Raw genomic sequence first — 25,370 nt, 5'->3', positions numbered from 1 at the left:
GCGGTGCCCGTACCGCCCGGAAGGGTGCGGCGAACGCTCGTCCCGCGCGGTAAAGGGAGCGGCGCATGACGGCCAAGCGCGCGTTCGACGTCCTGGGCGCCCTCGCCCTCCTCGCCGTCCTCTCCCCGCTGCTGGCCGCCGTCGCCCTCTCGGTCGCCCTCGGCTCGGCGTCCCCCGGCGGCGGGGTGCTGCGCCGCCGGACGGTGGCGGGCCTGGAGGGGCGGCCCTTCACGATGCTGACCTTCCGCACGAAGAGCCCGCTGGCCGCGCTGCCCCTGCTGCTGCACGTCGTGACGGGACGGATGTCGCTGGTCGGCCCGTGCCCGCTGACACCGGGCCACCGCGAGTGCGCGGGCGAGGGGCGCCGCCGGCTCTCGGTGCGTCCGGGGCTGACCGGACCGTGGCAGATCAGCGGGCGGTCGGACCTGCCGTGGGAGGAGCGCGAGCTGCTCGACCTCCACTACGTGGACCACCACTGGCTCGGGATGGACCTGGCCGTCCTGGCGCGTACGCTTCCAGCAGTCCGCCGACGCCGGGCGGCGTCCCGCGCGGGCGCGCGCGGCAAGGGTCGCCTGAGCGACACAGATCACCGCGAGGGCCGCTGCGCCACGGGCCCCGAACGGGTAATCTCAGCACGGACTAGATAAGTTACCGCTTAGTAGGCTCAGCTCAGGCACTGAGCGGGCCCGCTCGAGGAGCCCGTCATGCAACTCGCCGCGATCATTGTGTCGCTGACGCTGACCGTGGTCGGCGTTGCCCTGCTCGCTCGCGCCGTCGGCCAGTTCGTCCGCCACTTCAAGCTCGGCCAGCCCGTCCCGGCCGGCACCCGGACCGACAACCCGTACCAGCGGAGCGTGACCCTGGTCAGGGAGTTCCTCGGCCACACGCGCATGAACCGCTGGGGCGTCGTCGGCTTCGCCCACTGGTTCGTCGCGGTCGGCTTCCTGACCCTGCCCCCGACGATCGTCACCGCCTACGGCCAGCTGTTCCGGGCCGACTGGACGCTGCCGGTCATCGGCGGGTTCCTGCCGTACGAGCTGTACATCGAGTTCATCGGCACGATGACCATCCTCGGCATCGCGACCCTGACCGTGATCCGGCTCCTCAGCCTCCCGGGCCGGGCGGGCCGCAAGTCGCGCTTCGCCGGCTCCAAGGCCGGCCAGGCGTACTTCGTCGAGTACGTCATCCTCACCATCGGCCTGGCGATCTACGTGCTGCGCGGCCTGGAGGGCGCGCTCCACCACGTGGACCACTACGAGGCCGCGTACTTCGCCTCGTACCCGCTGGTCCTGGCCTTCAAGGGCCTGAGCGTCGCCGCGCTGCAGAACCTGGTCTACCTCTTCGCCATGATCAAGCTGAGCACCACCATGATCTGGATGATCGTGGTCTCGCTCAACACGAACATGGGCGTCGCCTGGCACCGCTTCCTGGCCTTCCCGAACATCTGGTTCAAGCGCAACGCCGACGGCTCCACCGCGCTCGGCGCGCTCCGGCCGATGACCAGCGGCGGCAAGGAGATCGACTGGGAGGACCCGGCCGAGGACGCCGTCTTCGGCGTCTCCCAGGTCGAGCAGTTCTCCTGGAAGGGCCTGCTGGACTTCTCCACCTGCACCGAGTGCGGCCGCTGCCAGTCGCAGTGCCCCGCCTGGAACACCGGCAAGCCCCTCTCCCCCAAGCTCCTGATCATGTCGCTGCGCGACCACGCGCACGCCAAGGCGCCGTACCTGCTCGCGGGCGGCGGCAAGACCATGGAGGGCGACGAGAAGGCGACCGAGGAGCAGCTGAAGGACGTCCCGGCGTCGGCCCTGGCCGAGGCCGAGCGCCCCCTCGTCGGCACCGTCGAGGAGAACGGCGTCATCGACCCCGACGTCCTGTGGTCCTGCACCACCTGCGGCGCCTGCGTCGAGCAGTGCCCGGTCGACATCGAGCACATCGACCACATCGTCGACATGCGCCGCTACCAGGTGATGATCGAGTCCGCGTTCCCGTCCGAGGCGGGCACGATGCTCAAGAACCTGGAGAAGAAGGGCAACCCCTGGGGCCTGGCGAAGAAGCAGCGCGTCGAGTGGACCAAGGAGGTCGACTTCGAGGTCCCGATCGTCGGCAAGGACGTCGAGGACCTCACCGAGGTCGACTACCTGTACTGGGTCGGCTGCGCCGGCGCCCTGGAGGACCGGGCCAAGAAGACCACCAAGGCCTTCGCCGAACTCCTCCACATCGCGGGCGTCAAGTTCGCGATCATGGGCGGCGAGGAGAAGTGCACCGGTGACTCCCCCCGCCGCCTGGGCAACGAGCCGCTGTTCCAGCAGCTCGGCCAGGAGAACGTCGCCATGCTGAACATGGCGTTCGGCGAGGACGACGAGGACCCGGAGACGAAGAAGCCGAAGTCGGCCAAGAAGATCGTCGCCACCTGCCCGCACTGCTTCAACACCATCGCCAACGAGTACCCACAGCTCGGCGGCGAGTTCGAGGTCATCCACCACACCCAGCTGCTCCAGCACCTCATCGACGAGGGCAGGCTGACCCCGGTGACCCCGGTCGACGGCCTGATCACCTACCACGACCCCTGCTACCTGGGCCGCCACAACAAGGTCTACACGCCGCCGCGCGAGATCATGTCCGCCGTCCCCGGCCTGCGCCAGCAGGAGATGCACCGCCACAAGGAGCGCGGCTTCTGCTGCGGCGCCGGCGGTGCCCGGATGTGGATGGAGGAGCGGATCGGCAAGCGCATCAACAACGAGCGCGTCGACGAGGCCCTCTCCCTGAACCCGGACATCGTCTCCACCGCCTGCCCGTTCTGCCTCGTCATGCTGACCGACTCGGTCAACGGCAAGAAGAACGAGGGCAAGGCCAAGGAGTCCGTCACGGTCGTGGACGTCGCCCAGCTGCTCCTCGACTCGGTGAAGACCCCGGTCGACCCCGAGCCGGCGGAGGAGCAGGAGCCCGAACCGGCCGCCTGACCCGCCCGCCGAGAAAACGAACGGCCGCCCCGCACGCGTCACGCGGGGCGGCCGTCCCCGTTCCCGCGCCCCCGCCCCTCCCCCCCTCTCCCCTCCCCTTCCCCTCTCCCCGCCCCTCCCGCGTCCCCTAGGGGATGTCACAGGTCAGCCGCAAAGGAGCACCCCGGCGGCGGAAGCGGGTACGTTCATTGACGTGGCTGGATTCAGGAACGGACGCGGCCGGGACAACCGCCCCCCGCAGCAGCAGGCGCAGCAGGCGCCGTACGGGTACGACGCGGCCCCGCCGCCGCCCCACGCGCGGCAGCCGTGGCCCCCGCAGGGCCAGGGCCCCGCGCCGTACGGGCAGCAGGGGTACGGACAGCAGGACCGGCAGGGCCGGCCCGGGCAGCAGCCCTACGGCGAGCCGGAGTACTTCGGCGACCCGTACGGGCACCAGCCGCAGCACCCGCACGCGGCCGCGGCGAACAACCCGGGCCACACGCAGATGTTCAGCGTGGACGACCCGTACGGCCCGGCCGCGGGCCCCCCGCCCGGCGCGGCGCCCGCCCCGGTGGGCCCCCGGCTCCCCTGGAAGGCGCTCCTGAGCGGCATCGTGCTGCGCCCGGCGGACACGTTCCTGCGGATGCGGGACCACGCCGTCTGGGGACCGGCGCTGATCGTCACCTCCCTCTACGGCCTGCTGGCGATCTTCGGCTTCGACACGGCCCGCGAGGAGGCGATCAACGCCACCCTGTCGACGGTGATCCCGTACGTCCTGATGGTCGCCTTCGGCTTCGTCGTCGGCGGGCTAGTCCTGGGCGCGGTCACCCACACCCTCGCCCGCCAGCTCGGCGGCGACGGGATGTGGCAGCCGACCGTCGGCCTGTCGATGCTGATCATGTCCCTCACGGACGCGCCCCGGCTGGTCTTCGCGCTCTTCCTGGGCGGCGAGAACGGCCTGGTCCAGGTCATCGGCTGGCTGACCTGGCTGGCGGCGGGCGTGCTCTTCACCGCGATGGTGAGCCGCTCCCACGACCTGCCCTGGCCGAAGGCCCTGGGCGCGTCGGCGATCCAGCTGGTGGCGCTCCTGAGTCTGATCAAGCTGGGCACGCTGTAGCACGCGGGCGGCGAGGACGGCGAGGACGACGGAAAGGCCCCCACCGGGTGCGGTGGGGGCCTTTCGCGCGTCCGTGACGTCCGTGGCCGCCCGTGGGCGTCCGTGACGTCCTGGCGTCCGTGGGCGTCCTGTCGTGGGCTCAGGCGTCGAGGATCTGGCCCTCGCGCTTGACGACGGGCGGCTCGACCGACCAGGGGAAGTTGATCCAGTCGTCCGTCTTCTTCCACACGTACTCGCACTTCACGAGGGAGTGCGACTTCTCGTAGACGACGGCCGAGCGGACCTCGGCGACGTGGTCGACGCAGAAGTCGTGGACGAGCTTGAGGGTCTTGCCGGTGTCGGCGACGTCGTCGGCGATCAGGACCTTCTTGTCGGAGAAGTCGATCACGTTGGGGACGGGCGCCAGCATGACGGGCATCTCCAGGGTCGTCCCCACCCCGGTGTAGAACTCCACGTTCACGAGGTGGATGTTCTTGCAGTCGAGGGCGTAGGCCAGGCCGCCGGCCACGAAGACGCCGCCACGGGCGATGGAGAGGACGACGTCGGGCTCGTAGCCGTCGTCGGCGATGGACTGCGCCAGCTCGCGGACGGCGCGCCCGAATCCCTCGTACGTCAGGTTCTCGCGTACTTCACTCATGACTGCGACCGCCTCACACCTGGGTCCGATGGAAGTTCATGTACGAGCGGGACGCCGTCGGCCCCCGCTGGCCCTGGTACCGCGAGCCGTACCGCTCGCTCCCGTAGGGGTACTCGGCGGGCGAGCTGAGCCGGAACAGGCACAGCTGCCCGATCTTCATCCCCGGCCAGAGCTTGATCGGCAGGGTGGCGAGGTTCGACAGCTCCAGGGTCACGTGCCCGGAGAAACCGGGGTCGATGAACCCGGCGGTCGAGTGGGTCACCAGCCCGAGCCGCCCCAGGGAGCTCTTCCCCTCGAGCCGGGACGCGATGTCGTCCGGGAGGGTGATGACCTCGTAGGTGGAGGCCAGGACGAACTCGCCCGGGTGCAGAATGAACGCCTCGTCGCCCTCCGGCTCGACCTCGCGCGTCAGGTCGAGCTGCTCGACGGCGGGGTCGATGTGCGGGTAACGGTGGTTCTCGAACACCCGGAAGAAGCGGTCAAGCCTCACGTCGATGCTCGAGGGCTGCACCATGGATTCGTCGTACGGGTCGATGCGCACCCGCCCGGCATCGATCTCGGCCCGGATGTCCTTGTCTGAGAGAAGCACGCCCCCACGATACGCAGAGGGCGCGGACCTGCCCCAATCGGCAGGACTCCGCGCCCCCGGACGCTTCCCCGGCACCGCCGGCGCGGTCAGCGCCGTTCGAGTTCCACCGGCACCGCGTGCCGCAACCGCGCACACCGCGGACACCGGATGAGCCGCCCGGGCCCGATCCGTCCGGCCCCGAGCTGCTGGAGCGGGAACGAGGCGGTACTGAACACGTGCCCTTCGGCACAGCGGACGACGGTGCGCTCCATCGGACCCATCAAGTCCCTTCCCCTACACGTGCGGCGAACGAGAAGCCACCCTAGGGGATCGGGACCCTCGCCCCCGGACGGCACTCCGCACGCGCCCCCGGGACCGGCGGCTTCGCCCGCTGGGGAGCATGGGGTACAGTGTGCAACGATGCGGCAGGGATCATCCGGCCGCTGCGCGGATGTAGTTTAATGGTAGAACATGAGCTTCCCAAGCTTATAGCGCGGGTTCGATTCCCGTCATCCGCTCCATGACAAAGCCCCAGGTCAGAGACCTGGGGCTTGTTTGTTGCCCGATCCAGATCCGAGCCTCGCACCACCTGTGCACCGCATGGGCCCCCGCATGGCCCTCAGTTGGTGCTCGGCTGACGTGGGGATCCGCGTCAGATCCGGTCAGGGCGCCGCATCGCGCAGGCCGGGGCGGTTCCTGGGCGGTCCGAAGCCCGCCATCTCCTGTTCCTCGTACGGCAGGAACCCCGAGCTCCGACGCCGCTCCTCATGCCCGATTCGACACCCTGCCCGACTCCACGTCCGCCGGACCGGTACAGATCGGCACCTCACTCTGCGCCGCGCGCGAGTGCTTCGCGACACGTCAGGTTGAGCCCGCTCCCCTCTCGGACGTCCCGGCAGCCGTGAAGATCCGGTCCAGGTGGTGGCGGAGCACCGCGATCGCCGACTCCGGACTCCGCTGGCCCACGAGGATGCTGGTACCCATGGTCGCCGCCATCGCGAGCAGGCTGATCGCCTCCGTGCGCGCGTCGGCGTCCGGGTCAGCCAGGCCGGCCCCCTGCGCCTGCTCGAGGAGTCCCGTCATGGTGTTCTCCGCGGCGTCGGGGTTGTCGATGAAAGGCTGGGCGGCCAGCGCTTCGTCGGTCACCGACAGGATCGCGTAGGAGCTGTACAGCAGGTGGAACGCGCGGCTCTCCTCGTCGGTCGGCAGCGAGGCCAGCAGCAGCGCCTCCACCGTGACGCGAGGGCCCGGGTCCGGGCCGACAGCGGCCAAGTGGGCACCCACCCTCGCGGTGAAGCGGTCGGTCAGGTGCTGGAGGCCGTAGAGGAGAAGCTTCTCCTTGGTATCGAAGTAGTACTGCACGAGCCGGAGCGACACACCGGCCTCCGCAGCCACGTCGCGCATGCCGACGGCATGCAGCCCCCGCCGCGCCGCGACCCGGATGAGGGCCTCGGCGATCTGGGCGCGCCGCTCCTCGTGATCCACACGCTTCGGCATGTTCCCGCGTCTCCGCCTGTCGATGGTGGGTTCGTGCTCCGCTGCCCGAACCCCTTCATGATACCGATGTACCACATTGGTGATACGGTCGTACCACGAAGAACGGATCTTCACCGGAGGCGCCGCCGTGCCCGAGAACACCGCCCGCGTACGCCGCGACGTCGGCCGCTACGTCAACGACACCCTGCGCGACCGCTACTTCGCCGCCGCCGACGTCCTCTACGCAATGGGGGCACCCGCCCGCTCCGAGACGGACGTCGAGACGAGCTTCGGCACCACCCACGTCTACCGGTACGGCCCCTCGGACCCCGCCGCCGGCTCCCGGACCCCGATCGTCCTGATCCACGGCGCCGGCTACAGCTCGGCGATGTGGTACCCCAACACCCCCGGCCTCAGCCTCGACCGCCCCGTCTACGCCCTCGACACCCCGGGCGACGCGAACCGCAGCATCCACCGCGAGCCCATGTGGCAGCCCGAGCGCGCCGCCCAGTGGATGGACGAGGCCCTCGACGCACTCGGCCTCGACCGGGTCCACCTCGTCGGCTCCTCCTACGGCGGCTGGCTCGTGCTCAACCAGGCCCACCTCCGACCCGGACGGCTCGCCTCGGTCACCGCCCTCGACCCCGGCGGCCTGGAGAAGGTCGGCCTGCGCTTCTTCGCCTGGGTCTTCGTGAGCCTGTTCGCCACCCTCGCCCCCAAGGCGCTGCGCCCCCGGCTCGCCAAGTGGCTGGACCAGCCGGTCATCGCCGTCCCCGAGATGCGCAAGTGGATCCAGCTCGGCGCCCGCGCGTACCGGATCCGCCGCCCCGCACCGCTGCCGCTGGCCGAGGAGGCGCTGCGATCCATCCGGACCCCGCTCTACGTCATCATGGGCAAGCACAGCCTGCTCGTACACCCCAAGCGGCAGCTGGAACGCGTTCCGCGCCTTGTTCCCGGAGCCCGCGCCGAGATCATCACCGCGACGGGGCACGGCCCGCAGATCGACCACCCCGACGTGGTCAACGCCCGGATGCTGTCCTTCATGGAGGACGTCGACTCCCTCGACCCTGCTGCGGCCGACGCATAGGGCTACGACAGGGGGAAAACGCGTCGGCGACGCCCGCGCCGTGCCACAACGTGCCAGTAGGGGCGGTGAACAGCGGTCAACACAGGAGCCGCCAGGACCGACCGGCACAACTCGGCTGGGGGTGTTTCCGCAGGTCAGAACCCACACGCAGGCCCAAGCACCGGGTGATTCCCAAGCTTATGGCGCGGGTTCGATTCCCGTCGTCCGCTCTCGGGAGAAGGCCCAGGTCAGAGACCCGGGCCTTCTTCATGGTCCGATGCCGACCGTTACGGGGCGCCTCTGGCTGTTCGCCCGGTGAGTCACGCAGGCCACCGCGCCCCCGGACGCATGTCCTGGGGGCGCGGTGGCCACGGGGCTGAAACGGGTCGTCGCGGCCATCACATCACGGGTCAGGACAGCGTCTTGTACACCTGCCAGCCGCCGCCGATCTTCACCCGCGCGGAGAACGTGCCCACGCCGGTCCCGTTGTAGCGCCACAGCACTCCAGCCGTGTCCCGGGCGACCAGATCCGCTCTGCCGTCGCCGGTGATGTCACCGACGCCCGTGAGCGCGTTGTAGATCTGCCAGCCGGTACCCACCTTCACGCGGCCGCCCAGCGTGCCCTTGCCGTTGCCGTAGTACCGCCACAGGTCACCGGCGGCATCGCGGGCCAGCAGGTCACCTGCCTTGTCGCCGTTCAGATCGCCGGTGCCGACGAGCGAGTTGTAGATCTGCCAGCCGCCGCCCAGCTTCACGCGCCCCTTGAACTTCCCCGCGCCGTCGGCGGCGTACATCCACAGCTCACCGGCCGGGGTCCGGGCGAGGAGATCCGTCCGGCCGTCGCCGGTCAGATCGCCGGGCACGGTCAGCATGTTGTACATCTGCCAGCCCGACCCGATCGTCAGCCGGGGCCCGCCGGTCGAGAAGGCCTTCCCACAGCTTCCGTCGTATCGGGTCAGCACACCCGCGGAACTGCGCACGAGCACGTCGTTGCACCGGTCGCCCGACAGGTCCCCGAACGGCACGACCGTCGACGTCGCCGGCCATCCGGTCGCCGAGGCCCCCGTCCCGAGCCCACCAGTCCCCGTACCCGTACGTACGGTCAGTGCCCCGGCCGAGGTCAGCGCGAGCAGGTCGCCCTTGCCGTCACCGCTGAAATCACGCCATGCGGGAAGCGGCTTGGGTGCCGGAGCGCCACCAGTCACGGTCACCGAACCGCTCACCGTCAGATCGGCGCCGACCCCATCGGCAGGCTTGGCGGTCAGGGTCCAGCTGTACGAACCGTTACGCACGACCTGTCCAGAGGCGTTCTTGCCGTCCCAAGCGGCATTGATGCGGCCGCGCGCCTCGGCGCCGGAGACGGTGCGGACCACGGTCCCGGTGGCGGACTCCTTCAGCGACAGGTTCCATGCACCGGTGGGCTTGGAGGTCCACCAGGTACCCGACCAGCGCGGGGCGGGGGCGGTCAGGTCGAGCGCCGTGCCGCTGACGACGGAGTCGATCACGTTGACGGCCGGAGCGGGAACCCCCGTGCCGACGATACGGGCGCGCTGATCGTCGCCGGCGTAGGCGACGTGGCCGCCGAAGCGGTCCACGGTCCAGCCCCCGCCGGGCCAGTTGTTCGGCCCGAGGTCGGCGGGGCTCACCAGAATGCGCTGGGGCACGGTGGAGCCGGTGGCGGGAAGCCCGGCGTGCAGGTCGTAGAGCCGCAGGCCCTCGCCCTTGACCTGCCGGACGAGGTAGCCGTCGCCGAGCAGGACGTTGCGGATGTTGCGTCCCGGAATGGGCATGGTCCGCCTGGTCAGGCGGTCGTAGACGCCCGACCCCTTCTCAGGTCCCCACTCGCTGTCCTCGCAGGACCAGTACACCCAGCGTCCCGCCGCCTGGAGGCTGGTCGGAACGCACGCGTTGGGCGTGGTGAAGGACGCGCCGACGGCACCGGACGGCAGCGTCTTCGACGTGATCTTCGGGCTGTCCTTGGTGACGCTCCACAGGGTGGAACCCCACAGCGCGGCCAGAGCGTAGTCAGTCCGTTCCAGGACGGTCCCGCCCTCGGGCTCCTTGAACTCCACGACGGACGGCGAGTCACCAGGGACTCCGCTGACGACCACACCGAACCGGCCGGAGAGGTCGTTCAGCCGCTCTCTGTCCGCGTCGACGCGCGGGCCCCAGCCGCTCTCGCCGTTCTTGTGGAGCAGCGCGTACCCCTGGTCGGTGACATCCATCTGTCCGTGGAAGCCGTCACCACTCGCCCACATCCGCACACAACGCTGTGCGGAATCCATGTCGCAGCCCCCGCCGCCGATGCCCAGCAGCCCGTCCACGGTCGTGCGGACCGGCTGCGGCCGGCCGGTGGAGCTGAGCCAGGTACTCCGGTACACGCCGTAGTAGTCGCCGGGCTGGAAGTAGGTGCTGTTCTCTGCCGTGGTGAGGATGCCGCTGCCCAGGGAGAGGCCGTAAATGCGGGCGGGCATGGGATCGACGGTCCGAAGGCGGCGAGCCTCCACCCCGCCGTCGGCGGTCGGTACGAGCCGATGCACGGCCCAGTCGATGTCGCCCTTCGGGTCCGCGGTCTTCGCTCCGGCGACGAGTGCGGTGCCGTCGGGTGCGAGGACGACCTGCGCGTAGGCCTGTTGCAGCACGGGCGCGCTCAGGCCCTCGTCCTCCCCCGGAAGGCTCCACAGCTCCGAACCCCGGTACTCGCTGTCGCCGGCGTTCTGCGGCCGGACCGCCAGAACAGCCGTGCCGACAGGGACGAAGGTCGCGTTGTACGAGACGACGCCGGAGTTGACGGTACGGATCACGGTGTCCGGAGCGGCACGGTCCAGGAGATCGGTCCCACTCCGCAGGATCGTCCCGGCGCCGAGCCGGAAGCCGTCCACCCTCCACGGCTGGTCGGGAACCGGACGATCGGGGAGCGGCTTCGCCACCCCGTCCGCAAGGTCCACGATCCTCCAGCGCGCCCATCCGTCCTTGGCCGGCTCCGAGTACCGGAGGATGAGCGACTTCGCGTCGGCGTCCTCCACCCTGATGAGCACAGACCCCTCGGGGAAGCCGGTGACCGGCGTGTCCGTCACCTTGCCGGCCTCGTGGCGCAGCAGGTGGTAGCCGGTCGGCGCGTCCGCCTCGCCCGTGCGGGTCAGGACCGTGTCGCCGAACGTTCCGACGTACGACTGCCCCTCGGGCAGCACCACGTCGGCGAACACGACGCCCGCGCCCTTCTGGAGCGTCACGTGCGGTACGGGTGTGGCGGAGTAGAGGGCGACGGTGTCCGAGCCGTCGCCGTAGTAGCCGCCGCCCCCGAGGGGCAGCCGCTGGCGGTAGTCCCAGTAGCCGTTCTCGAAGTCGTAGCGCGGCTTCTCGGGTAGCGTGACGGCGAGAGGTGTCGCCGAGCCCGTCGCGTAGTCGATCCACAGCAGGCGGTCGTCGTCTTCCTGCGCCAGCAGGTAGCCGGTCTCCCCCGCGTTGAGGATCGAGGTGGCGCGAGGCGAGAAGCGTGGGGCCGCCGGCAGGACGGTCACGTCCGAGGCCGAGTCGGCGAACGCCGACGGTGCAGTGATTCCCGATGCCGACACCGTCAGCGTCGCCAGCGCCAACGCGAGAGCGGCACGGATGCGGCCGTTTCCACGCAGCCGGGCATTGCTCGTACGAGCCAAAGCGAGGTCCCTCCCCAGGGCATAAGGCAGGAGGCGCACGGCGTCGGCTCATCCAGCCACGCGAGTACGGACGAAAGGCCCCCCAGCCGTACCGCCTCATGCAAACGCCGCGATGCTAACAGCAGAACCGAACAGTGCCCGGAGGGCATCCACAGGGCGCGCGAAGGCTCATTCGGAGGCCCTGGCCCACTCCTTCTCGGCGCGATCACGGCGACCCGGTGGGCAACGAGGAGCAAGGATGGTCGTCGGCCCCTCGTGCCCCAACCGTGTCCTTCAGGACGGACAACAGCGGTCGACACGGGTGCCCACGAGCCTGCGGAATGAGCGCCGTCTGAACATGTTCTCGCAGGTCAGAGGCAGGATATCCCGGCCGGGCAACGGTGATTCCCAAGCTTATGGCGCGGGTTCGATTCCCGTCACCCGCTCTTGAACGAAGCCCCAGGTCAGCGACCTGGGGCTGTTGTTTTCGGCGAGCCCCTCCTCGGCTGCCGCGCGCTGCGGACGCGAACGGTCGCAGCACGTGCGCGTGGGCGCATACTGGCAGCAATGACAAAGCCCAGTGCACCGAAGCGCTTTTTGCCCACCAGCCCCTTCAAAGCCCAGGTCGCGCCGCCTCCTCCGCAGTTCGCCGTAGGCGACCAGGTCACACACGACGTGCACGGCCTCGGCCGGGTCATCGGCATCGAGGACGGCATCGCGGCGGCCGTGGATTTCGGCTCGGCGCAAGAGCGGATCCTGAGTCCGTACGCCAAGATGAGCAAGCTGTAGGACCGCCGTGCCCGGTCACGGCACACCAGATCCGTTCATGGCCCCACGTTGAAGAGGACCCCTCCCATCGATCTGACCTCGCCGTTCTCCGCTCCGGAAGGGGCGTCCCCCTGTGCCGCCGCGACATCGCCGCAGCCCACCACGACCCCCTTCCGGGCGCCTGACTTCGAGGAGGTCGACGCCTTCCCGCTCGACGAGGACGCGCAGGCGTCCGCCTCGGATCGAGCATGGATCGAGCACTCTCACGTGTGACGATCCGGAAGTGCGGCCTCGGCAGAGGGGATGCGCCGGGGCCCTTGCGACGAACACCGCCGTGAGGCCGCTCCCCCCGACCACCGCTTCGACGGTCGGGCGGGCCGTGCGTCCCAGCGAGGCCGTCACCGCGCTCCTCGTGGACGAACCCGTCGTGGACGAGAAGGACCGCGGTCGAACCGGCCAGGAGCCCGCCCACCCCGGAGACCGTCGAGGTCCGCCCCCTCCTCGCGTCCGCCTGGACGACACGGCTCCGAAGCCCTCCGGCGAAGAGCGCCGCGCAACAGGCCGGAACGGCCCGCCCACCGGGGCCGGAAGGCCGTGCCGCAATGTGCCGGCGGGGATGGTGGACAGCGGTCGACCAGGGGCAGGACGAAGCAGCCCAGCCGTAGCCACCGCAGAACGTTCGTGCAGGTGAGGGGCCATCAGCGGGTTCAAGCACCGGGTGATTCCCCCGCTTGTGGCGCGGGCTTGATTTCCGTCATCCGCTCGCGAATGGAGGCCCTGGGCCGAGACCAGGACCTTCTCCTTTATTTTCTCGTTCTTGAAAAAACCGCAGGCGAACTCATATCCTCTTGCACACAGAAGCGGAAAATCTTCACCGAGGAGTGACGGTGTCCAAAAGTCACGAGCTTTTCGAGTTCCTGAAGGCCGAGAGCAAGATAGCCGGAGTTCCCGCCTCGTCCGAAATGTCGGCGACGTACTTCCTGGCGAAGCTCTCTTCCGAATGCGACCCTTCGGACGTCGAGCACGACATCTCCCACAAGGTGCCGGGCGTGGCCGTCATCGACACGCGCAGCGCGGAGTCCTACGCGGAAGCCCACATTCCTGGCGCGCTCAACCTTCCGCACCGGGATCTTTCGCCCGAACACGTCGCCGGCCTCGACCGTGACGTCACTTATGTCACCTACGGCTTCGGACCCGACTGCAACGCCGGCACCAAGGGGGCCGCGAAGCTGGCCGTGCTGGGATTCCGGGTCAAGGAGATGATCGGCGGATTCGAATACTGGAAGCGCGACGGGTTCCCGGTCGAGACCGGAAACCCGAACGCCGTCTAGGATCAGCCTTCCGTTCCCCGGGGAGCCCCCGGGGGACGGGCTTCCGCCCCGGTGAGGAACGGTGCCGAGAACCGGCTGAGGTCGACGCCGGCCTCCGTGATGAAGACGGCACCGAGGTCGCGCACCGAGTCCTCGACCGGGTCGGTGTAGCCGAGGATCAGGCTCGGGTCGGACAACCGGGTCAGGTCGAGGACGAGATCCGCCTCGTCGCACCCGGTCGGGTCCGCGAAGTCCTGCGACGGGACCGCGGTGAACCCCATGCTGACCTTGAACGAGAAGAGCCCCGCCCGCGTCAGGTGGCCGTACAGGTTCGGCTCGTCGCCCAGGGTCACCCAGGTGTAGCCCTTCCGCCGCGCGGTCCGCATGGCCGCGAAATAGAGGGTGCGGGCCAGGCTCGCCTTCCGCCAGGTCTCGCTCACCGCGGAGAAGCGGATGCGGACCGCGTCCTCCTCCGGGCATTCGAGCACCAGGCAGCCGCCCACCAGTTCGTCGCCGTCGAAGGCGAAGTGGGCGAAGTACTTCTGGGGCCCGTGCAGCACGGCCTCCCGGTGCCGGCGGGCGTAGGGCACGCCGAACCGCATGGTGGAGACCCGCTCTTCGTAGACGGTCAGGAACCGGTCCAGGGTGTCCGGGTCGACGACGTCCTGCTCCTCCTGCCGCAGCACCGCGTCGGCCCGCCGCCGGGCCCGCCGGATGTCCTGGCGCGACTTGTTCTCCAGGCGCTCCAGGAAACGCTCCTCGTCCTCCTCGAGCCGGGCGCGCCACGTCAGCATCTCGGGCTTGCGGACGAATCCCCGGGCCGCCAGTTCCGCCCGGACCTCCACGGGCGGCTTGAGCATTCTGACCACGTCGATGTGGCGGTCGGCCGACGTCCAGGGGGCCGTCCCCAGATCGGCGGGCTCGATCAGGGCGACGGAGAGTCCGTGCTCGTCGATGATCTTCATGCGGTGTCCTCGGAGTTCGGTGCCTCGGAGGTCGGCGCCGCCGGATCGGCGCTCTTCCTCCACCAGTCCCGGCCGCTCGGCGGCAGGGTCGGGATCGGGTCGTAGAAGGGGAAGGCCTGGTGGACGGTGGAGGAGGTGTCGGTCTCCAGGGGGGTCCGGTAGTTCTTCGTCCAGTACGAGATCCCGCGCTCGCGGTCGTACGCGTCCACCTGGTCGATCCAGCGCTTGCCGACGAACGGGACGTCGCAGACGATGCGCGGGGTGGCGAATCCGGGCAGGTAGCCCATGATGCCGCGCTGCAGGGCCTGTGCCTCCCAGACGGCGACCCGCCAGTGCTCGCTGTTCGGGACCATGTCGCAGAGGTAGAAGTAGTACGGCATGATCCCCGCGCCGTCGAGCAGGGCGAAGCTCAGGTCGAGGAGGGCCTCGACGGAGTCGTTGATGCCGCGCATGAGGACGCCCTGGTTGCGCACGTCGCGCACGCCGGCCTCGAACAGCGCGGTGGTGGCGCGGGCCACCGCCGGGGTGACGGACTGCGCCGCGTTGGCGTGGGTGTGCACGGCGATCTGGACGCCCCGCCGGCGGGCCTCGGCGCAGACGGCGGCCAGTCCGTCGAGGATCTCCTTCTGGAGCCAGTGCTGCGGGAGGCCGACCAGGCCCTTGGTCGCCAGCCTGATGTCACGGATGCTCGGGATGTCCAGGAGCGCGTGGAGGAAGGCCTCCAGCCGGGGCCAGGGCACGTTGGCCACGTCCCCGCCGGACACCACGACGTCGCGGATGTTCCGGCTGGACCGCAGGAACTCCAGCATCCGCTCCAGGCGGTCGGCCGGCTTGAGCTCCAGGCGCGCCTTGGTGAACTGGGGCGTCGAGTTGCCGACCAGGTCCATCCGGGTGCAGTGCCCGCAGTACTGGGGGCAGGTCGGGACCAGTTCCGCGAGGACCTTGGTCGGGTAGCGGTGGGTCAGGCCCTCGACCGCCCACATCTCCGCCTCGTGCAGCGAGTCGCGGCTGGCGTAGGGGTGGGAGGGCCATTCGGTGTGCCGGTCGCTGTGGACCGGCAGCATGTAGCGGCGTACCGGGTCCGCGTAGAGCCGGTCCTCGTACCCCGGATCGCCCGGGGCCAGGTCCGGCACGACGGTGTTCAGCATCTGCGGCGTGACGAGCATGGACATCGTCGCCCGGTCCCTCTGGTCCCGGGCGAGGTCGGCCACGAAGGACGGGGCGAGCCGGGGGCCGAGGACCGCTTCGAGCTGGCCGATGTTCTTGACGCAGTGGGCGCGCTGCCACTGGCTCGACGCCCACTCGGCGGCGGTCACGCCGGCCCAGCCGGGGAACCGTGTCCAATCCGGTTCGACCAGTGGGCGGAATTCGTACTCGTATGGCTGGGATATCCGTGTGACCCGCTCGTACCCTTCCGAAACATGCGAAAGGGCGTCGGGGTCGGGCTGAGTGTTCATGCTCTGCAGTCCCCATGCTTTAGGCAGCCCAGGAGCCGGTCCTGCGATGCACCGTGCCGGCCGCCTCGTCGGAAATTTGAATCGCTCGACGGAATCTACTGAGGAGAGATCTGCGACGCCCCCTTACACGATCCACCAATCTCTACCCGACGCCGTCTCCGGCGGGCAAGGGGTTGATTTTCATTTTGGCGCGTGTTAACGAGCACCCTCATAGCGGATCGGAGGGGAAATTGACGACATTGCGCCGCACTCGGACAAGCGCCCGCTTCGCCGGCGGCACTGGCCGGATTCGACTGGCCGAAAACAATCGGTGGCGTTTGCCGGATGCTCCTTGACAGGCCGTTGCTCGATGCCTGTAGGTTCACGAACCGGTGGCGGGAGGGGGGACCACACCTATCCCCTTCTCCTGCCCATACGGGTGCAGATTGTCGGGAGGGACATGCCGTGGCGATCAAATGGGCCGATCAGCATGATTTTCAGGCGCTTCTGAAGCGCTCCGAGGTGGAGGACAAGCCCGTACTGCTCGACCTCCATTCACCGGAATGTACGGGCTGTACGGGGCACGACCGAACCATCTATTCCGATCCCGAAATCGCTCGGGACATCATGGAGCACACACTTCCGGTACGGGTTGTCACGACAAATCCGGACGCGGCGAGCACGGACATCATCAACAACCACATCTTCATCTGGTCGCCGACGGTGCAGCTGCTCGCACCCGACCAGACCCGCTACCACGAGTGGAACGGCGCTCCGCGCCGCACCCGGCTCTCCGTGGGCTACCAGTCGGTCTTCCACGACACCCCCGGCCACCTGACCCCCGATTCCTTCCGGGCCCAGATGCTGGTCGGACGGGCCAAGGCCTCGCTCCGCAAGAAGAAGTACGGGGAGGCGATCCGTCTCTTCGACGAGGCGATCGCACGTCACCCGCACGACCGCGTCACCGTCGAGGAGGCGGAGCGCTGGCGCAAGGTCGCCCGCGAGAACGGCACGATCGAGTCCTCGTGGGACATGCGGCAGCAGGTCACGACGTCGCCGCTCGCCGCCGCGGTGGAGCGCTTCGCGCAGACGGTCGCCGCCCTGCCGGACAGCGTCCTGATGAAGGACTGGATCGGCAAGCCCGGCCCGGGCGACTGGCAGTGGTACTCCGACTGCCTTCGCGAGGTCGTGCTCCAGGCCTACCAGGAGCTGTGCGACTTCGCCGTCGTCGCCGAGCGCGAACGCGCCAAGCACGGCCCCGAGTTCAACGACACCCACCGGCTGCTGGGACAGCACCGCTTCGCCTACCGCGAGTTCCAGTCGCTCTTCGTCGGCGTCCCGGACTCCCTCCTGGACAAGACCCCGCTGCGTTCCGAGCGGTCGATCCGGGAGAACCTCGCCCATGTGATCATGGCCGAGTGGTGGGCCTACCGGCCGCAGATCCTGCACGCGCTGGACCGCGGACGCCAGGGCCTCTCGCCCGAGGTGGTGCCGGCCACCGACACCGTCGCCGAGCACGGCGAGCCGCTGGGCAGCCACGAGAGCCTGCACGAGCTCCTGGCCCTCTACGAGCGCCTGCACCTGCAGAACACCGAGGACTACTCGGGCATCACCGAGAACGAGCTCGGCATCCGGTCCGCCTGGTGGGAGCTCGGCCCCGTCGAGCTGCGGTTCCGCCTCAAGCGGTACATCTGGCACCCGCGGGACCACGCCGTCTCGATCGACAAGATCCTCGACGCCGCGGGTCACCGCCACACGGCCAACCACCGCTTCGCGTCCCGCCTGTTCAGCGGCCTCGGCACGGCCGAGGCGGCGCTCATAGGCGCCGACGGCTTCATGTCCGACCGGCTGGCCGCGCTCACGGCGACGATCGAGGAACGCGCCGACGAGGCCGCCCGCCTGCTCAGCCAGGTCGCCCCGTCCTGACGTCCCGCCCGGGCCGTTCCCGCACCGTCACGGCGCGGGAACGGCCCGTCCACCCCCACCCGCGGGCCGAAGCGACGCCTCCGGGCCGCCCGCCACGACCCCGGCCCGTACCCACGCCGTCGACAGAGAAGGCTGCACAACATGACCCACCTCGAGGTGGACGTCCTCGCGATCGGGGCCGGCCCGGCCAATCTCGCACTCGCCGTGGCCCTTGAGGAACTGGCCCCGGAACTGGCCCGGAACACCCTCCTCGTCGAGCAGAGCGAGGCCACCGTCTGGCAGCGCGGGCTGCTGCTCCCCTGGGCGCAGAGCCAGGTCTCCTTCCTCAAGGACCTCGCCACGCTGCGCAATCCGCGGTCCCGCTTCACCTTCGTCAACCACCTGCACGAGACGGGCCGGCTCGACGACTTCATGAGCATGGGCACCTTCACGCCCTACCGCAGGGAGATCTCGGACTACCTCCAGTGGGTGGTGGGCGAGCTGGAGCACGTGAAGGTCCACTACAACCGCCGGGCCGTCGGCATCGCGCCGGTCCGGAACGCGGCCGGCCGGCCGGCCCACTGGGACGTCGCCTTCGCCGACGGGACGTGCGTACGGGCACGTCACCTGGTGACGGCGTGCGGCCGCGCCCCGTACGTGCCGGAGGTCTTCCGGGACCTGCCGGACGGGCGGGTCGTACACAGCAGCGCCTACTCGCAGCGGATATCCGCGCTGCCCGGCGGGGGCCCGCGGCGGATCGCGGTGATCGGCGGGGCGCAGAGCGCGGTCGAGATGGTCCGGGCCGTCCAGGACGACCTGCCGGGCTGCTCCCGCGTGCTGATCACCCGGGGGCTCGGCCTCACCCCGTACGTGACCTCCAAGTTCACCAGCCGCCACTACACGACCGCCGCCTCGCGGGAGTTCTTCGGGCTGGGCGACCGGGGACGCGCGCTGGTCCTGGACGAGATGGCGCGCAGCAACTACTCGGGGGTCACGCCCGAACTGCTCGACAGCCTCTACGACGAGATGTACCGCGACCGGCTGGAGGGCAAGGAGGGCCTGCGCATCCTCACCTCCCGCGAGGTCGTCTCGGCGGCCGAGAACGAGGACGGCGTCGTCCTCGGCCTGCGCGACCGGCTCACCGGCGAGACCTCCGAGCTGGAGTGCGACGCGGTGCTGCTCGGGACGGGCTACGACAGGGCGATGCCCGCCCTGGTCCGGCGGCTCGGCGACGCGCTGGGCCTGCCCGGGCTCCGGGTCCTGCGCAGCTACCGGGTCGACACCGGCGACCCCGGCGACCCGGCCCGCCTCTACCTCCAGGGGGTCAACGAGTCCACCCACGGCATCGCCGACTCGCTCCTGAGCACGATGGCGGACCGTGCCGCGGACATCGTCGCGGACCTGACCGGGGAGGCGGCCGCGGGGGCGCCGGCGGGCGGGGACGGAACGGCGCCCGCCTGATGGACGTCACCGAGCTCCGGGCGCGGACCCCCGGGTGCGACCACGCCGCGTACTTCGACAACGCGGGCTCCGCCCTCCCCTCCGAACACATCACCCGGACCGTCGTCGACCACCTCATGCTGGAGCGGCGCGTCGGCGGATACGCGGCCGCGGACCTCGCGGCCGGGCGGACGGAGGCGGTGTACACCTCCGTCGCCGCCCTCCTCAACGCGCACCCGGACGAGATCGCCCTGGTGGACAGCGCCACCCGGGCCTGGCAGATGGCCTTCTACGCCATCCCCTTCCGCCCCGGCGACCGCATCCTCACCTCGCGGAGCGAGTATCCGAGCAACGCGCTCGCGTTCCTGCACGCGAAGAAGCGGTACGGGGTCCGGGTCGAGGTCGTCCCGGACGACGAGGACGGGCAGCTCTGCGTCGACTCCCTCGCCGGGATGCTCGCCGAGGGCGACGTCCGGCTGGTGGCCGTCAACCACGTGCCCACGTACAACGGGGTGGTCCATCCGGCGGCCGCCGTCGGCGAGCTGGTGAAGGGCACGGACACCCTGTTCCTCCTCGACGCCTGCCAGTCCGCCGGGCAGATCCCCCTGGACGTGCGGGAGATCGGCTGCCACCTGCTGTCGGCGACCGGGCGCAAGTACCTGCGGGGACCGCGCGGCACCGGCTTCCTCTACGCCTCCCGGGAAGTCGTCGAGAGCCTGGACCCGCCCCTGCTCGACCTGCGGGCCGCCACCTGGAAGGACCCCGACGGCTACGAGGTGCGGCCGGACGCCCGGCGCTTCGAGACGTGGGAGAAGAACGTGGCGGGCCTGCTCGGCCTCGGCGCGGCGGTCGACGAGGCCCGCGCGCTCGGCCTCGACGGCATCCGGGCCCGCGTCGCGCTCCTCGCCGACCGGCTCCGGGACGGGCTCTCGGGGGTCGGGGACGTGGAGGTCCGGGACACCGGCACGGTACGGAGCGGCATCACCACCTTCACCAAGCGGGGCCGCGGCGCGGAACGGCTCGTGGCCGGCCTGGCCGCCGCCGGCGTGAGCGTCGCGGCCTCCTTCCCGTCCCGCGCCCGCTTCGACACCAGGCCGGCCAAGCCGGACGAGGTGGTGCGGGCCTCGGTGCACTACTACAACACCGAGGCGGAGGTGGACAGGCTCGTCGACGCCGTCGCCGGGCTGTAGGCCATGGCGGACCCGCGCGCGGCCGTGCCCGCGCCTTCCGGAGCGGCCGGACGGCCGCCCGGAACAGTCAGGAACAGAACGAACGGCCCGGGAGCCTCCCGGGGCCCGACCCGGGTGCCGTCGCGCGACGGCGGCGTCGGGGAAGAACGGAAGGATACGCGGATGCCCATGGAGACCCCTCGCCGGAGGCAGCCGGTCCGATGAAGACTTTCTGGCTGTTCACCGGCGCTTCCGCGATCTCGACGATGGGAAACACCTTCCTGTACGTCGCGATCCCCCTGGCGCTGCTGGAGTCCACCGACTCCGCCTTCCTCGCCGTCCTGAGCGTCGCCGCGCAGACCCTTCCCTACCTGCTGGCACCGCTGCTCGGCCCGCTCATCGACCGCTACGACCGCCGTGTCCTCTTCGCGCTCGGCGAGCTGATCCAGGCGGCGGCGGTCGCCCTCATCCCGCTGGCGCTCGCGTACGACCGGATTCCGGCGGTCTTCGTCGCGCTCTTCGTCATCGGCCTGGCGAACGTCGTCTCGGACGTGGCGGGCGACTACGGGCTGATCCCCATGCTCGTCCCGAGGGACCGGCTCGACCGCGCCTCCAGCCAGTTCACCTCGCTGCTGCTGACGGCCCGGTTCGTCGGCCCCGCGCTCGCCGGCCTCGTCGTGGCCGGCCTGGGCACGACCTGGGCCCTGGAGCTCAACGCCGGCACGTTCCTGCTGACCGCGCTCACCACCGTGGTCATGCCGTACGTCGCCCAGGAGCCGACGCGGTCCTCGATGGTGACGATGCTCAAGGAGGGCTTCGCCTACTTCAGGTCCCGGTCCGACCTGCGCCGGCTCGCCCTGGTCCTCGCCCTGTACAACGTGGGCGCCGGCGCCCTGGAGTCCACCCTGCTGACCGTCGGCGGCGGCGCATGGAAGTGGTCCGCCGGGGAGCTGGGCGTCGCCATGTCCGTCGCCGCCGTCGCCGCCGCGGCCGGTGCCGGGCTGAGCTCCCGCACCCTGAAGGGCGGCGACAGGAAGCGCCAGCTCACGATATGGCTGGTGATCTGCGGCGTCGGCGCGGCGGCCCTGCTCACCCCGTGGCCCCTGGTCATCGTCGCCGGCTTCGCGGTGCTCTGCTTCGGCGAGGGGGGCATCAACGCCTCGACGATGGCCTACCGGCAGCAGGTCATCCCCGACCAGCTGTCCGGACGCGTGAACGCGGTGATCCGCACCTTCATCACCGGAGCCGTTCCCGTCTCCTCCCTGGTGCTCGGATTCACCGTCACCCTCGGCACCTCGGCGTGGGTCTTCGTCCCGGTGCCCCTCATGGTCGGCTCCGCGATCCTGCTGTGGTCGCGGATGCGGCCCTCGGAACCGACACAGGCCGGCGAACCCGCCGCCTCCGACGAAAGGATCGCGGGATGAAGAAGGTCCTCCTGGTCAACACGAGCGGCGACGTCGCGGCCCGCCGGCTGCAGCGGCGCACCGACATCCGGCTCTCCGTCATCACCAGCCCCCACTACTCCGGCTTCTACGACGAGGGCACCGACGTCACCTACGTCGACGACGTCGAGGACCTGACCCAGGTCCGGCTCGCCGCCCTGCGGATACGCCGGCACAACCCCTTCGAGCACGTCGTCGCCCCGTCCGAGTACAGCCTGCAGGCGGGCGGTTACGTCCGCTCCTACTTCGGAATCCCCGGCATCGGCTACGAGGCCTCCAACGCCTTCTCCAACAAGCACGTCATGAAGCAGCGGCTCCGGGCCGCCGGACTGCCGGTCGCGGCCTTCCGGCAGCTGGCGCAGCTGAGCGACGTCCCCGGGGCCGCGCGGGAGATCGGCTGGCCGCTGGTCGTGAAGCCCGTCATCGGCGGCGGCAGCGAGGACGTGTTCGCCATCGGGAGCCCCGAGGAGGCCGCCGAACTCGAGACGGCGGAGCGGTCCGCCTCGCTGCGGCGCTCGCCCTACCCGATGCTCGCCGAGGAGTTCGTCGACATCGAGACGGAGTTCCACTGCGACGGCGTGGTGATCGACGGCGAGGTCCGCTTCGCCTCGGTCTCCAAGTACTTCGCCCCGCTCCTGCAGAGCGTGGGCCGCCTGGTCGGCTCGTACACCGTCCCCCTGGACGCCCCGGACGCGAAGGAGGTCCGGCGGCTCCACGAGGAGGTGGTCGCGGCGCTGGGGCTGCGCGACGGCGTCACCCACCTCGAGGTCTTCAAGGTCCCGGGCGGCTTCCTGGTCGGCGAGGTCGCCTGCCGGCCGGGCGGCGGCGGCATCGCGGACCTGGTCCACCGCCACCACGGCGTCGACCTCTGGCACACCCTCATCGAGACGTCCCTGGGAGAGGCGCCGGAGGTCTCCCCCAGGACGATGCCCGGCTGCTCCGCCGTGTACTTCCTGCCCCGGCCGCAGGGCACCATCACCGAGCTGAGCACAGCCGACGAACTCCGGGCCGTCCCCGGCGTGTCCCACGTCGAGCTGCGCTCGCGTCCGGGCGACGTGGAGACGGGGGCCCTCCACTCGGCGTCGCAGGCGGGCTTCGTCCTGCTCAACGCCGGCACGGAGGAGGAGGTCGCCCGGCGGGTCGCGGAGCTGACCGACCGCTACCGGATCAGGACGTCCTGACCTCCCCGGCCAGCCGGGCCGCCACCGCCGCCGGCCAGGTGTACTCGATCACGGGAAGCTCGAAGCCCGGGGGGAAGCGCGCCGTCAGCTCGGCGGTGGGGCGGCCGCCCCGGCGTTCGTAGAAGGCGATCGCCCGGGCGTTGGCGGCCAGGACCTCCAGGTACACGGGGCGTCCCGGGCACGCGGCGGCGGCCCAGCCGAAGGCGCGGAGCAGCAGGCGGCGGCCCGTGCCGGTGCCGATGAGCGCCGGGTCCACGTGGAGGTTGTCCAGCAGGACCCGGCCGTCGGCCTCCGGGACGAGATAGGCGAACCCGCGCACCGTCGCCGCGTCGTCGAGGGCGACCAGCAACCGGGGCGCCGGGGAGCCGTCCGCCGGCGCGGTGAGCCGGGTCCGCCACAGGTCCGCGAATTCCTCGTGCAGCGGGCCGTCCAGATACGCGGCGGGCATGATGCCCGCGTAGGCCGACCGCCAGCTCTGGGCGTGCAGGGCGGCGACGGATGCCGCGTCGGCCGCTCCTCCCGTTCTGAATCTCATGTGCCAAAGGTTCGCAGGTCCACCCGGCCGGTCCCGCGGGCGGGCCCCCGGTGACGCGTCGCCCCACCGGGGGCGGGTCACCGGGGGCGGGTCATGCGACGGGGCGCCCCGGGTGTGCTGGACCGCGGCGGTGTCTCAGTCCTGCGCGGTGTCGTCGTCCGCCCGTCCGGTGCTCCCGGTCGTGCCGGTCTTCTCGCGCATCTTGCGCACCAGCTCGGCCTTCCGGTCGGCGGCGCTCCGGCGGTCGAGGTTGCGGTGCGGGCCGTTGTTCTGCCGTTCGGCGCGGGACAGCTTCTTGCGCTGGCCACCGCCCTGGCCCACGGGGTTGTTGATGTTCTTGCTGTCGGTCACGGGTTCTCCCGGTGCTGAGGTGGAGTGCGGTGCGGCGGTGGGGACGGGCGCGGCGGCGTCGGAGGACGCCGGCGAGCGTGCGTGCCGGGCGCCGCCGGGCAGGCGGGACCTTCGGCACACGCCCCGGGGCCCGTCACGCCCTCACCCGCGGAGCGGCGTCCGGAAGAAAAGGACGTTACCCGGTTCCGCGCGCCTCGCACGCCGGGCCCCTCGCCGTCCCGGGGCGCCCGGCCCGGCGCCGGCTCCCGTCGCGGCCCGCCGGGGCGGGTGTTCACCGCCCGGTCCCTCCCGCGTCGAGGGAGGACAGGAACCGCCGCTGGTCGGCCAGGAAGCCCTCGGCGAAGAGGGCCCGTGGCGCGCACAGCGCGGTCAGGGTCAGGCGCAGCGGCGAGCGCTCCACGTCGTGCCGGACCAGGCCGTGGGTGGCGTCGGGGTAGTGGGCGACGCGCAGGGCCGGCGCGGGGAGCAGCCGGCGGTAGACGGCCTCGGTCTCGGCGGTGTCCACGTTCACGTCGTGGCCCGCGAGCACCAGCAGGACGGGGATCCCGCGCAGGGCCGGCAGGCCGGCGGTGGCGTCGGCGGTGTGGTTCCTGGAGACGAACCGCCAGCGGGCGGCCGTCATGCCCTGCGGGTCCCCGACGGCCCGTACGTACTCCTCGTACGGGGCGCCCCTCCGGAGCAGTCGCAGCCCGGTCTCGCGGCGGCGCAGGGCGGCGGCGGTCTCGGCGTCGGAGGCGCCGTCGCGCCTCAGTTCGGCCAGGAGGTTGTAGCGGCCCTGGCGGTGCCAGTTGACGGCGGGCGAGACGGCGACGACGAAGCGGACGCGCCCGTCCCGCGCGGCGATCCCGGGCAGCACCCAGCCGGCCTGGCTGGCGCCCCACAGGCCGATCCGGTCGCCGTCGACGTCCGGCCGCAGCCGGGCCCAGGCGATCGCGTCGGCGGCCTCCCGCGCCCGGTCCTCCATCGTCTGGTCGAGCCAGTCGCCCGGCGCGCCGTCCACGCCCGGCTTGTTCCAGGACAGCGAGGCGTACCCGGCGCGGGCGAAGGCCTCCCACATCGGCCGGTAGAAGCCGTCGTGGGTGGCGTCCACCGGGCCGTCCCCGTGGACGAACACCACCAGGGGGAAGGGTCCCTCCCCCCGCTCGGGCAGGGCCAGCACGCCGTGCAGGGTCCGCCCTCCGTGCCGCACGGTCACCGTCTCCTCCCGCAGGTCGTAGGTGTTCCCCAGGATCACCGTCCCGCCCAGGCCGGCCGCGACGGCCACCAGTGCCGTCACGGCCGCGAGGAGGGCCCGCAGCGTCCGGCGGCGGCGCGCCGGGGTCCCGCGTCGTGCTCTCTCCGTCATCCGTCCCCCAAAAAACTAACGAATCCAAAACGCTCGTTTGCGTTGCGACCGTATCCGGTTCGTTCGTAGAATGCGAGGGCAGGGG

Annotated in this window: 20 protein-coding genes and 1 tRNA gene; 12 read left to right on the top strand and 9 right to left on the bottom strand. The window is 70.8% G+C overall.

Going from position 1 to position 25,370, the window contains the following annotated elements:
* Positions 1-65: 65 nt before the first annotated feature.
* The 3 genes from ACZ3IL_RS11035 to ACZ3IL_RS11025 all read left to right on the top strand — a co-directional run bounded on the left by ACZ3IL_RS11035 (position 66) and on the right by ACZ3IL_RS11025 (position 4,056).
* Complete coding sequence (locus tag ACZ3IL_RS11035) at positions 66-647, top strand: sugar transferase (protein WP_467388829.1); 582 nt, start codon at positions 66-68, stop codon at positions 645-647.
* Between the two features lie 57 nt (positions 648-704).
* Complete coding sequence (locus tag ACZ3IL_RS11030; protein ID WP_467388827.1) at positions 705-2,960, top strand: (Fe-S)-binding protein; 2,256 nt, start codon at positions 705-707, stop codon at positions 2,958-2,960.
* Positions 2,961-3,153: 193 nt separating this feature from the next.
* Positions 3,154-4,056 carry a Yip1 family protein gene (locus ACZ3IL_RS11025; RefSeq protein ID WP_467388825.1) on the top strand — a complete coding sequence of 301 codons (903 nt, stop codon included), beginning with the start codon at positions 3,154-3,156 and terminating at the stop codon, positions 4,054-4,056.
* Between the two features lie 139 nt (positions 4,057-4,195).
* On the opposite strand, the gene ACZ3IL_RS11020 is transcribed toward ACZ3IL_RS11025, so the two are convergent.
* Both ACZ3IL_RS11020 and dcd read right to left on the bottom strand, forming a co-directional pair.
* Positions 4,196-4,693, bottom strand: coding sequence for a phosphoribosyltransferase (locus tag ACZ3IL_RS11020; protein WP_467388823.1), 498 nt, complete (start codon positions 4,691-4,693; stop codon positions 4,196-4,198).
* A 13-nt stretch (positions 4,694-4,706) separates the two neighbouring features.
* A complete protein-coding gene (gene dcd, locus ACZ3IL_RS11015) occupies positions 4,707-5,282 on the bottom strand; it encodes a dCTP deaminase (RefSeq protein ID WP_467388821.1) in 576 nt (191 codons plus the stop codon).
* A 426-nt stretch (positions 5,283-5,708) separates the two neighbouring features.
* On the opposite strand from dcd, the gene ACZ3IL_RS11010 reads away from it, so the two are divergent.
* Positions 5,709-5,782 (top strand) — tRNA-Gly (locus ACZ3IL_RS11010).
* 340 nt (positions 5,783-6,122) lie between these two features.
* On the opposite strand, the gene ACZ3IL_RS11005 is transcribed toward ACZ3IL_RS11010, so the two are convergent.
* Positions 6,123-6,758: a TetR/AcrR family transcriptional regulator gene (locus ACZ3IL_RS11005; RefSeq protein WP_467388819.1), complete on the bottom strand. Its 636-nt coding sequence runs from the start codon at positions 6,756-6,758 to the stop codon at positions 6,123-6,125.
* A gap of 127 nt (positions 6,759-6,885) precedes the next feature.
* Between ACZ3IL_RS11005 and ACZ3IL_RS11000 the strand changes: the two genes are divergently transcribed.
* Positions 6,886-7,824: an alpha/beta fold hydrolase gene (locus ACZ3IL_RS11000; RefSeq protein WP_467388817.1), complete on the top strand. Its 939-nt coding sequence runs from the start codon at positions 6,886-6,888 to the stop codon at positions 7,822-7,824.
* A 389-nt stretch (positions 7,825-8,213) separates the two neighbouring features.
* Here the strand turns inward: ACZ3IL_RS11000 and ACZ3IL_RS10995 are convergent, their stop codons facing one another.
* Complete coding sequence (locus ACZ3IL_RS10995) at positions 8,214-11,324, bottom strand: FG-GAP-like repeat-containing protein (RefSeq protein WP_467388815.1); 3,111 nt, start codon at positions 11,322-11,324, stop codon at positions 8,214-8,216.
* 681 nt (positions 11,325-12,005) lie between these two features.
* Between ACZ3IL_RS10995 and ACZ3IL_RS10990 the strand changes: the two genes are divergently transcribed.
* Positions 12,006-12,227 carry a hypothetical protein gene (locus tag ACZ3IL_RS10990; RefSeq protein ID WP_467388813.1) on the top strand — a complete coding sequence of 74 codons (222 nt, stop codon included), beginning with the start codon at positions 12,006-12,008 and terminating at the stop codon, positions 12,225-12,227.
* 866 nt (positions 12,228-13,093) lie between these two features.
* Complete coding sequence (locus ACZ3IL_RS10985) at positions 13,094-13,537, top strand: rhodanese-like domain-containing protein (RefSeq protein WP_467388811.1); 444 nt, start codon at positions 13,094-13,096, stop codon at positions 13,535-13,537.
* A gap of 2 nt (positions 13,538-13,539) precedes the next feature.
* Here ACZ3IL_RS10985 and ACZ3IL_RS10980 read toward each other — a convergent pair whose 3' ends face one another.
* Complete coding sequence (locus ACZ3IL_RS10980) at positions 13,540-14,481, bottom strand: GNAT family N-acetyltransferase (protein WP_467388809.1); 942 nt, start codon at positions 14,479-14,481, stop codon at positions 13,540-13,542.
* Positions 14,478-15,797 (bottom strand): KamA family radical SAM protein, encoded by a 1,320-nt coding sequence (locus ACZ3IL_RS10975; RefSeq protein ID WP_467388807.1) that lies wholly within the window; start codon positions 15,795-15,797, stop codon positions 14,478-14,480. Before ACZ3IL_RS10975 ends, ACZ3IL_RS10980 begins: the two co-directional genes overlap by 4 nt.
* A 747-nt stretch (positions 15,798-16,544) precedes the next feature.
* Between ACZ3IL_RS10975 and ACZ3IL_RS10970 the strand changes: the two genes are divergently transcribed.
* The 5 genes from ACZ3IL_RS10970 to ACZ3IL_RS10950 all read left to right on the top strand — a co-directional run bounded on the left by ACZ3IL_RS10970 (position 16,545) and on the right by ACZ3IL_RS10950 (position 23,054).
* Positions 16,545-17,843 (top strand): DinB family protein, encoded by a 1,299-nt coding sequence (locus ACZ3IL_RS10970; protein WP_467388805.1) that lies wholly within the window; start codon positions 16,545-16,547, stop codon positions 17,841-17,843.
* Between the two features lie 141 nt (positions 17,844-17,984).
* A complete protein-coding gene (locus ACZ3IL_RS10965; RefSeq protein ID WP_467388803.1) occupies positions 17,985-19,283 on the top strand; it encodes a lysine N(6)-hydroxylase/L-ornithine N(5)-oxygenase family protein in 1,299 nt (432 codons plus the stop codon).
* Positions 19,283-20,452, top strand: coding sequence for an aminotransferase class V-fold PLP-dependent enzyme (locus ACZ3IL_RS10960; protein ID WP_467388801.1), 1,170 nt, complete (start codon positions 19,283-19,285; stop codon positions 20,450-20,452). The genes ACZ3IL_RS10965 and ACZ3IL_RS10960 overlap by 1 nt, the downstream gene beginning before the upstream one ends.
* Before the next feature lie 200 nt (positions 20,453-20,652).
* A complete protein-coding gene (locus tag ACZ3IL_RS10955; RefSeq protein WP_467388799.1) occupies positions 20,653-21,855 on the top strand; it encodes an MFS transporter in 1,203 nt (400 codons plus the stop codon).
* Positions 21,852-23,054, top strand: a complete 1,203-nt coding sequence (locus ACZ3IL_RS10950; RefSeq protein WP_467388797.1) for an ATP-grasp domain-containing protein — start codon at positions 21,852-21,854, stop codon at positions 23,052-23,054. The genes ACZ3IL_RS10955 and ACZ3IL_RS10950 overlap by 4 nt, the downstream gene beginning before the upstream one ends.
* Here the strand turns inward: ACZ3IL_RS10950 and ACZ3IL_RS10945 are convergent.
* From ACZ3IL_RS10945 to ACZ3IL_RS10935, 3 genes are all read right to left on the bottom strand, one after another.
* On the bottom strand, positions 23,041-23,589 hold the full coding sequence (locus ACZ3IL_RS10945; protein WP_467388795.1) for a GNAT family N-acetyltransferase: 549 nt from the start codon (positions 23,587-23,589) through the stop codon (positions 23,041-23,043). The genes ACZ3IL_RS10950 and ACZ3IL_RS10945 overlap by 14 nt on opposite strands.
* A gap of 135 nt (positions 23,590-23,724) precedes the next feature.
* Positions 23,725-23,940: a DUF6243 family protein gene (locus tag ACZ3IL_RS10940; RefSeq protein WP_467388793.1), complete on the bottom strand. Its 216-nt coding sequence runs from the start codon at positions 23,938-23,940 to the stop codon at positions 23,725-23,727.
* A 271-nt stretch (positions 23,941-24,211) separates the two neighbouring features.
* Positions 24,212-25,285 carry an alpha/beta hydrolase family protein gene (locus ACZ3IL_RS10935; protein ID WP_467388791.1) on the bottom strand — a complete coding sequence of 358 codons (1,074 nt, stop codon included), beginning with the start codon at positions 25,283-25,285 and terminating at the stop codon, positions 24,212-24,214.
* Positions 25,286-25,370 lie beyond the last annotated feature (85 nt).

The organism is Streptomyces sp. NPDC014907 (genome assembly GCF_055562975.1).
Note: the sequence above shows the minus strand (reverse complement) of the source record. Positions and strands in the feature narration are given on the sequence as shown.

What these genes read in the sequence shown, in the direction of transcription:
- ACZ3IL_RS10965 (WP_467388803.1), top strand. Translation starts at nt 17,985, where the DNA reads ATGACCCACCTCGAGGTGGACGTCCTCGCGATCGGGGCCGGCCCGGCC.
- ACZ3IL_RS10960 (WP_467388801.1), top strand. Translation starts at nt 19,283, where the DNA reads ATGGACGTCACCGAGCTCCGGGCGCGGACCCCCGGGTGCGACCACGCC.
- ACZ3IL_RS11035 (WP_467388829.1), top strand. Translation starts at nt 66, where the DNA reads ATGACGGCCAAGCGCGCGTTCGACGTCCTGGGCGCCCTCGCCCTCCTC.
- ACZ3IL_RS10935 (WP_467388791.1), bottom strand. Translation starts at nt 25,285, where the DNA reads ATGACGGAGAGAGCACGACGCGGGACCCCGGCGCGCCGCCGCCGGACG.
- ACZ3IL_RS10955 (WP_467388799.1), top strand. Translation starts at nt 20,653, where the DNA reads ATGAAGACTTTCTGGCTGTTCACCGGCGCTTCCGCGATCTCGACGATG.
- ACZ3IL_RS10980 (WP_467388809.1), bottom strand. Translation starts at nt 14,481, where the DNA reads ATGAAGATCATCGACGAGCACGGACTCTCCGTCGCCCTGATCGAGCCC.
- ACZ3IL_RS10990 (WP_467388813.1), top strand. Translation starts at nt 12,006, where the DNA reads ATGACAAAGCCCAGTGCACCGAAGCGCTTTTTGCCCACCAGCCCCTTC.
- ACZ3IL_RS11005 (WP_467388819.1), bottom strand. Translation starts at nt 6,758, where the DNA reads ATGCCGAAGCGTGTGGATCACGAGGAGCGGCGCGCCCAGATCGCCGAG.
- ACZ3IL_RS10950 (WP_467388797.1), top strand. Translation starts at nt 21,852, where the DNA reads ATGAAGAAGGTCCTCCTGGTCAACACGAGCGGCGACGTCGCGGCCCGC.
- ACZ3IL_RS10945 (WP_467388795.1), bottom strand. Translation starts at nt 23,589, where the DNA reads ATGAGATTCAGAACGGGAGGAGCGGCCGACGCGGCATCCGTCGCCGCC.
- ACZ3IL_RS10970 (WP_467388805.1), top strand. Translation starts at nt 16,545, where the DNA reads ATGGAGCACACACTTCCGGTACGGGTTGTCACGACAAATCCGGACGCG.
- ACZ3IL_RS11030 (WP_467388827.1), top strand. Translation starts at nt 705, where the DNA reads ATGCAACTCGCCGCGATCATTGTGTCGCTGACGCTGACCGTGGTCGGC.
- ACZ3IL_RS11020 (WP_467388823.1), bottom strand. Translation starts at nt 4,693, where the DNA reads ATGAGTGAAGTACGCGAGAACCTGACGTACGAGGGATTCGGGCGCGCC.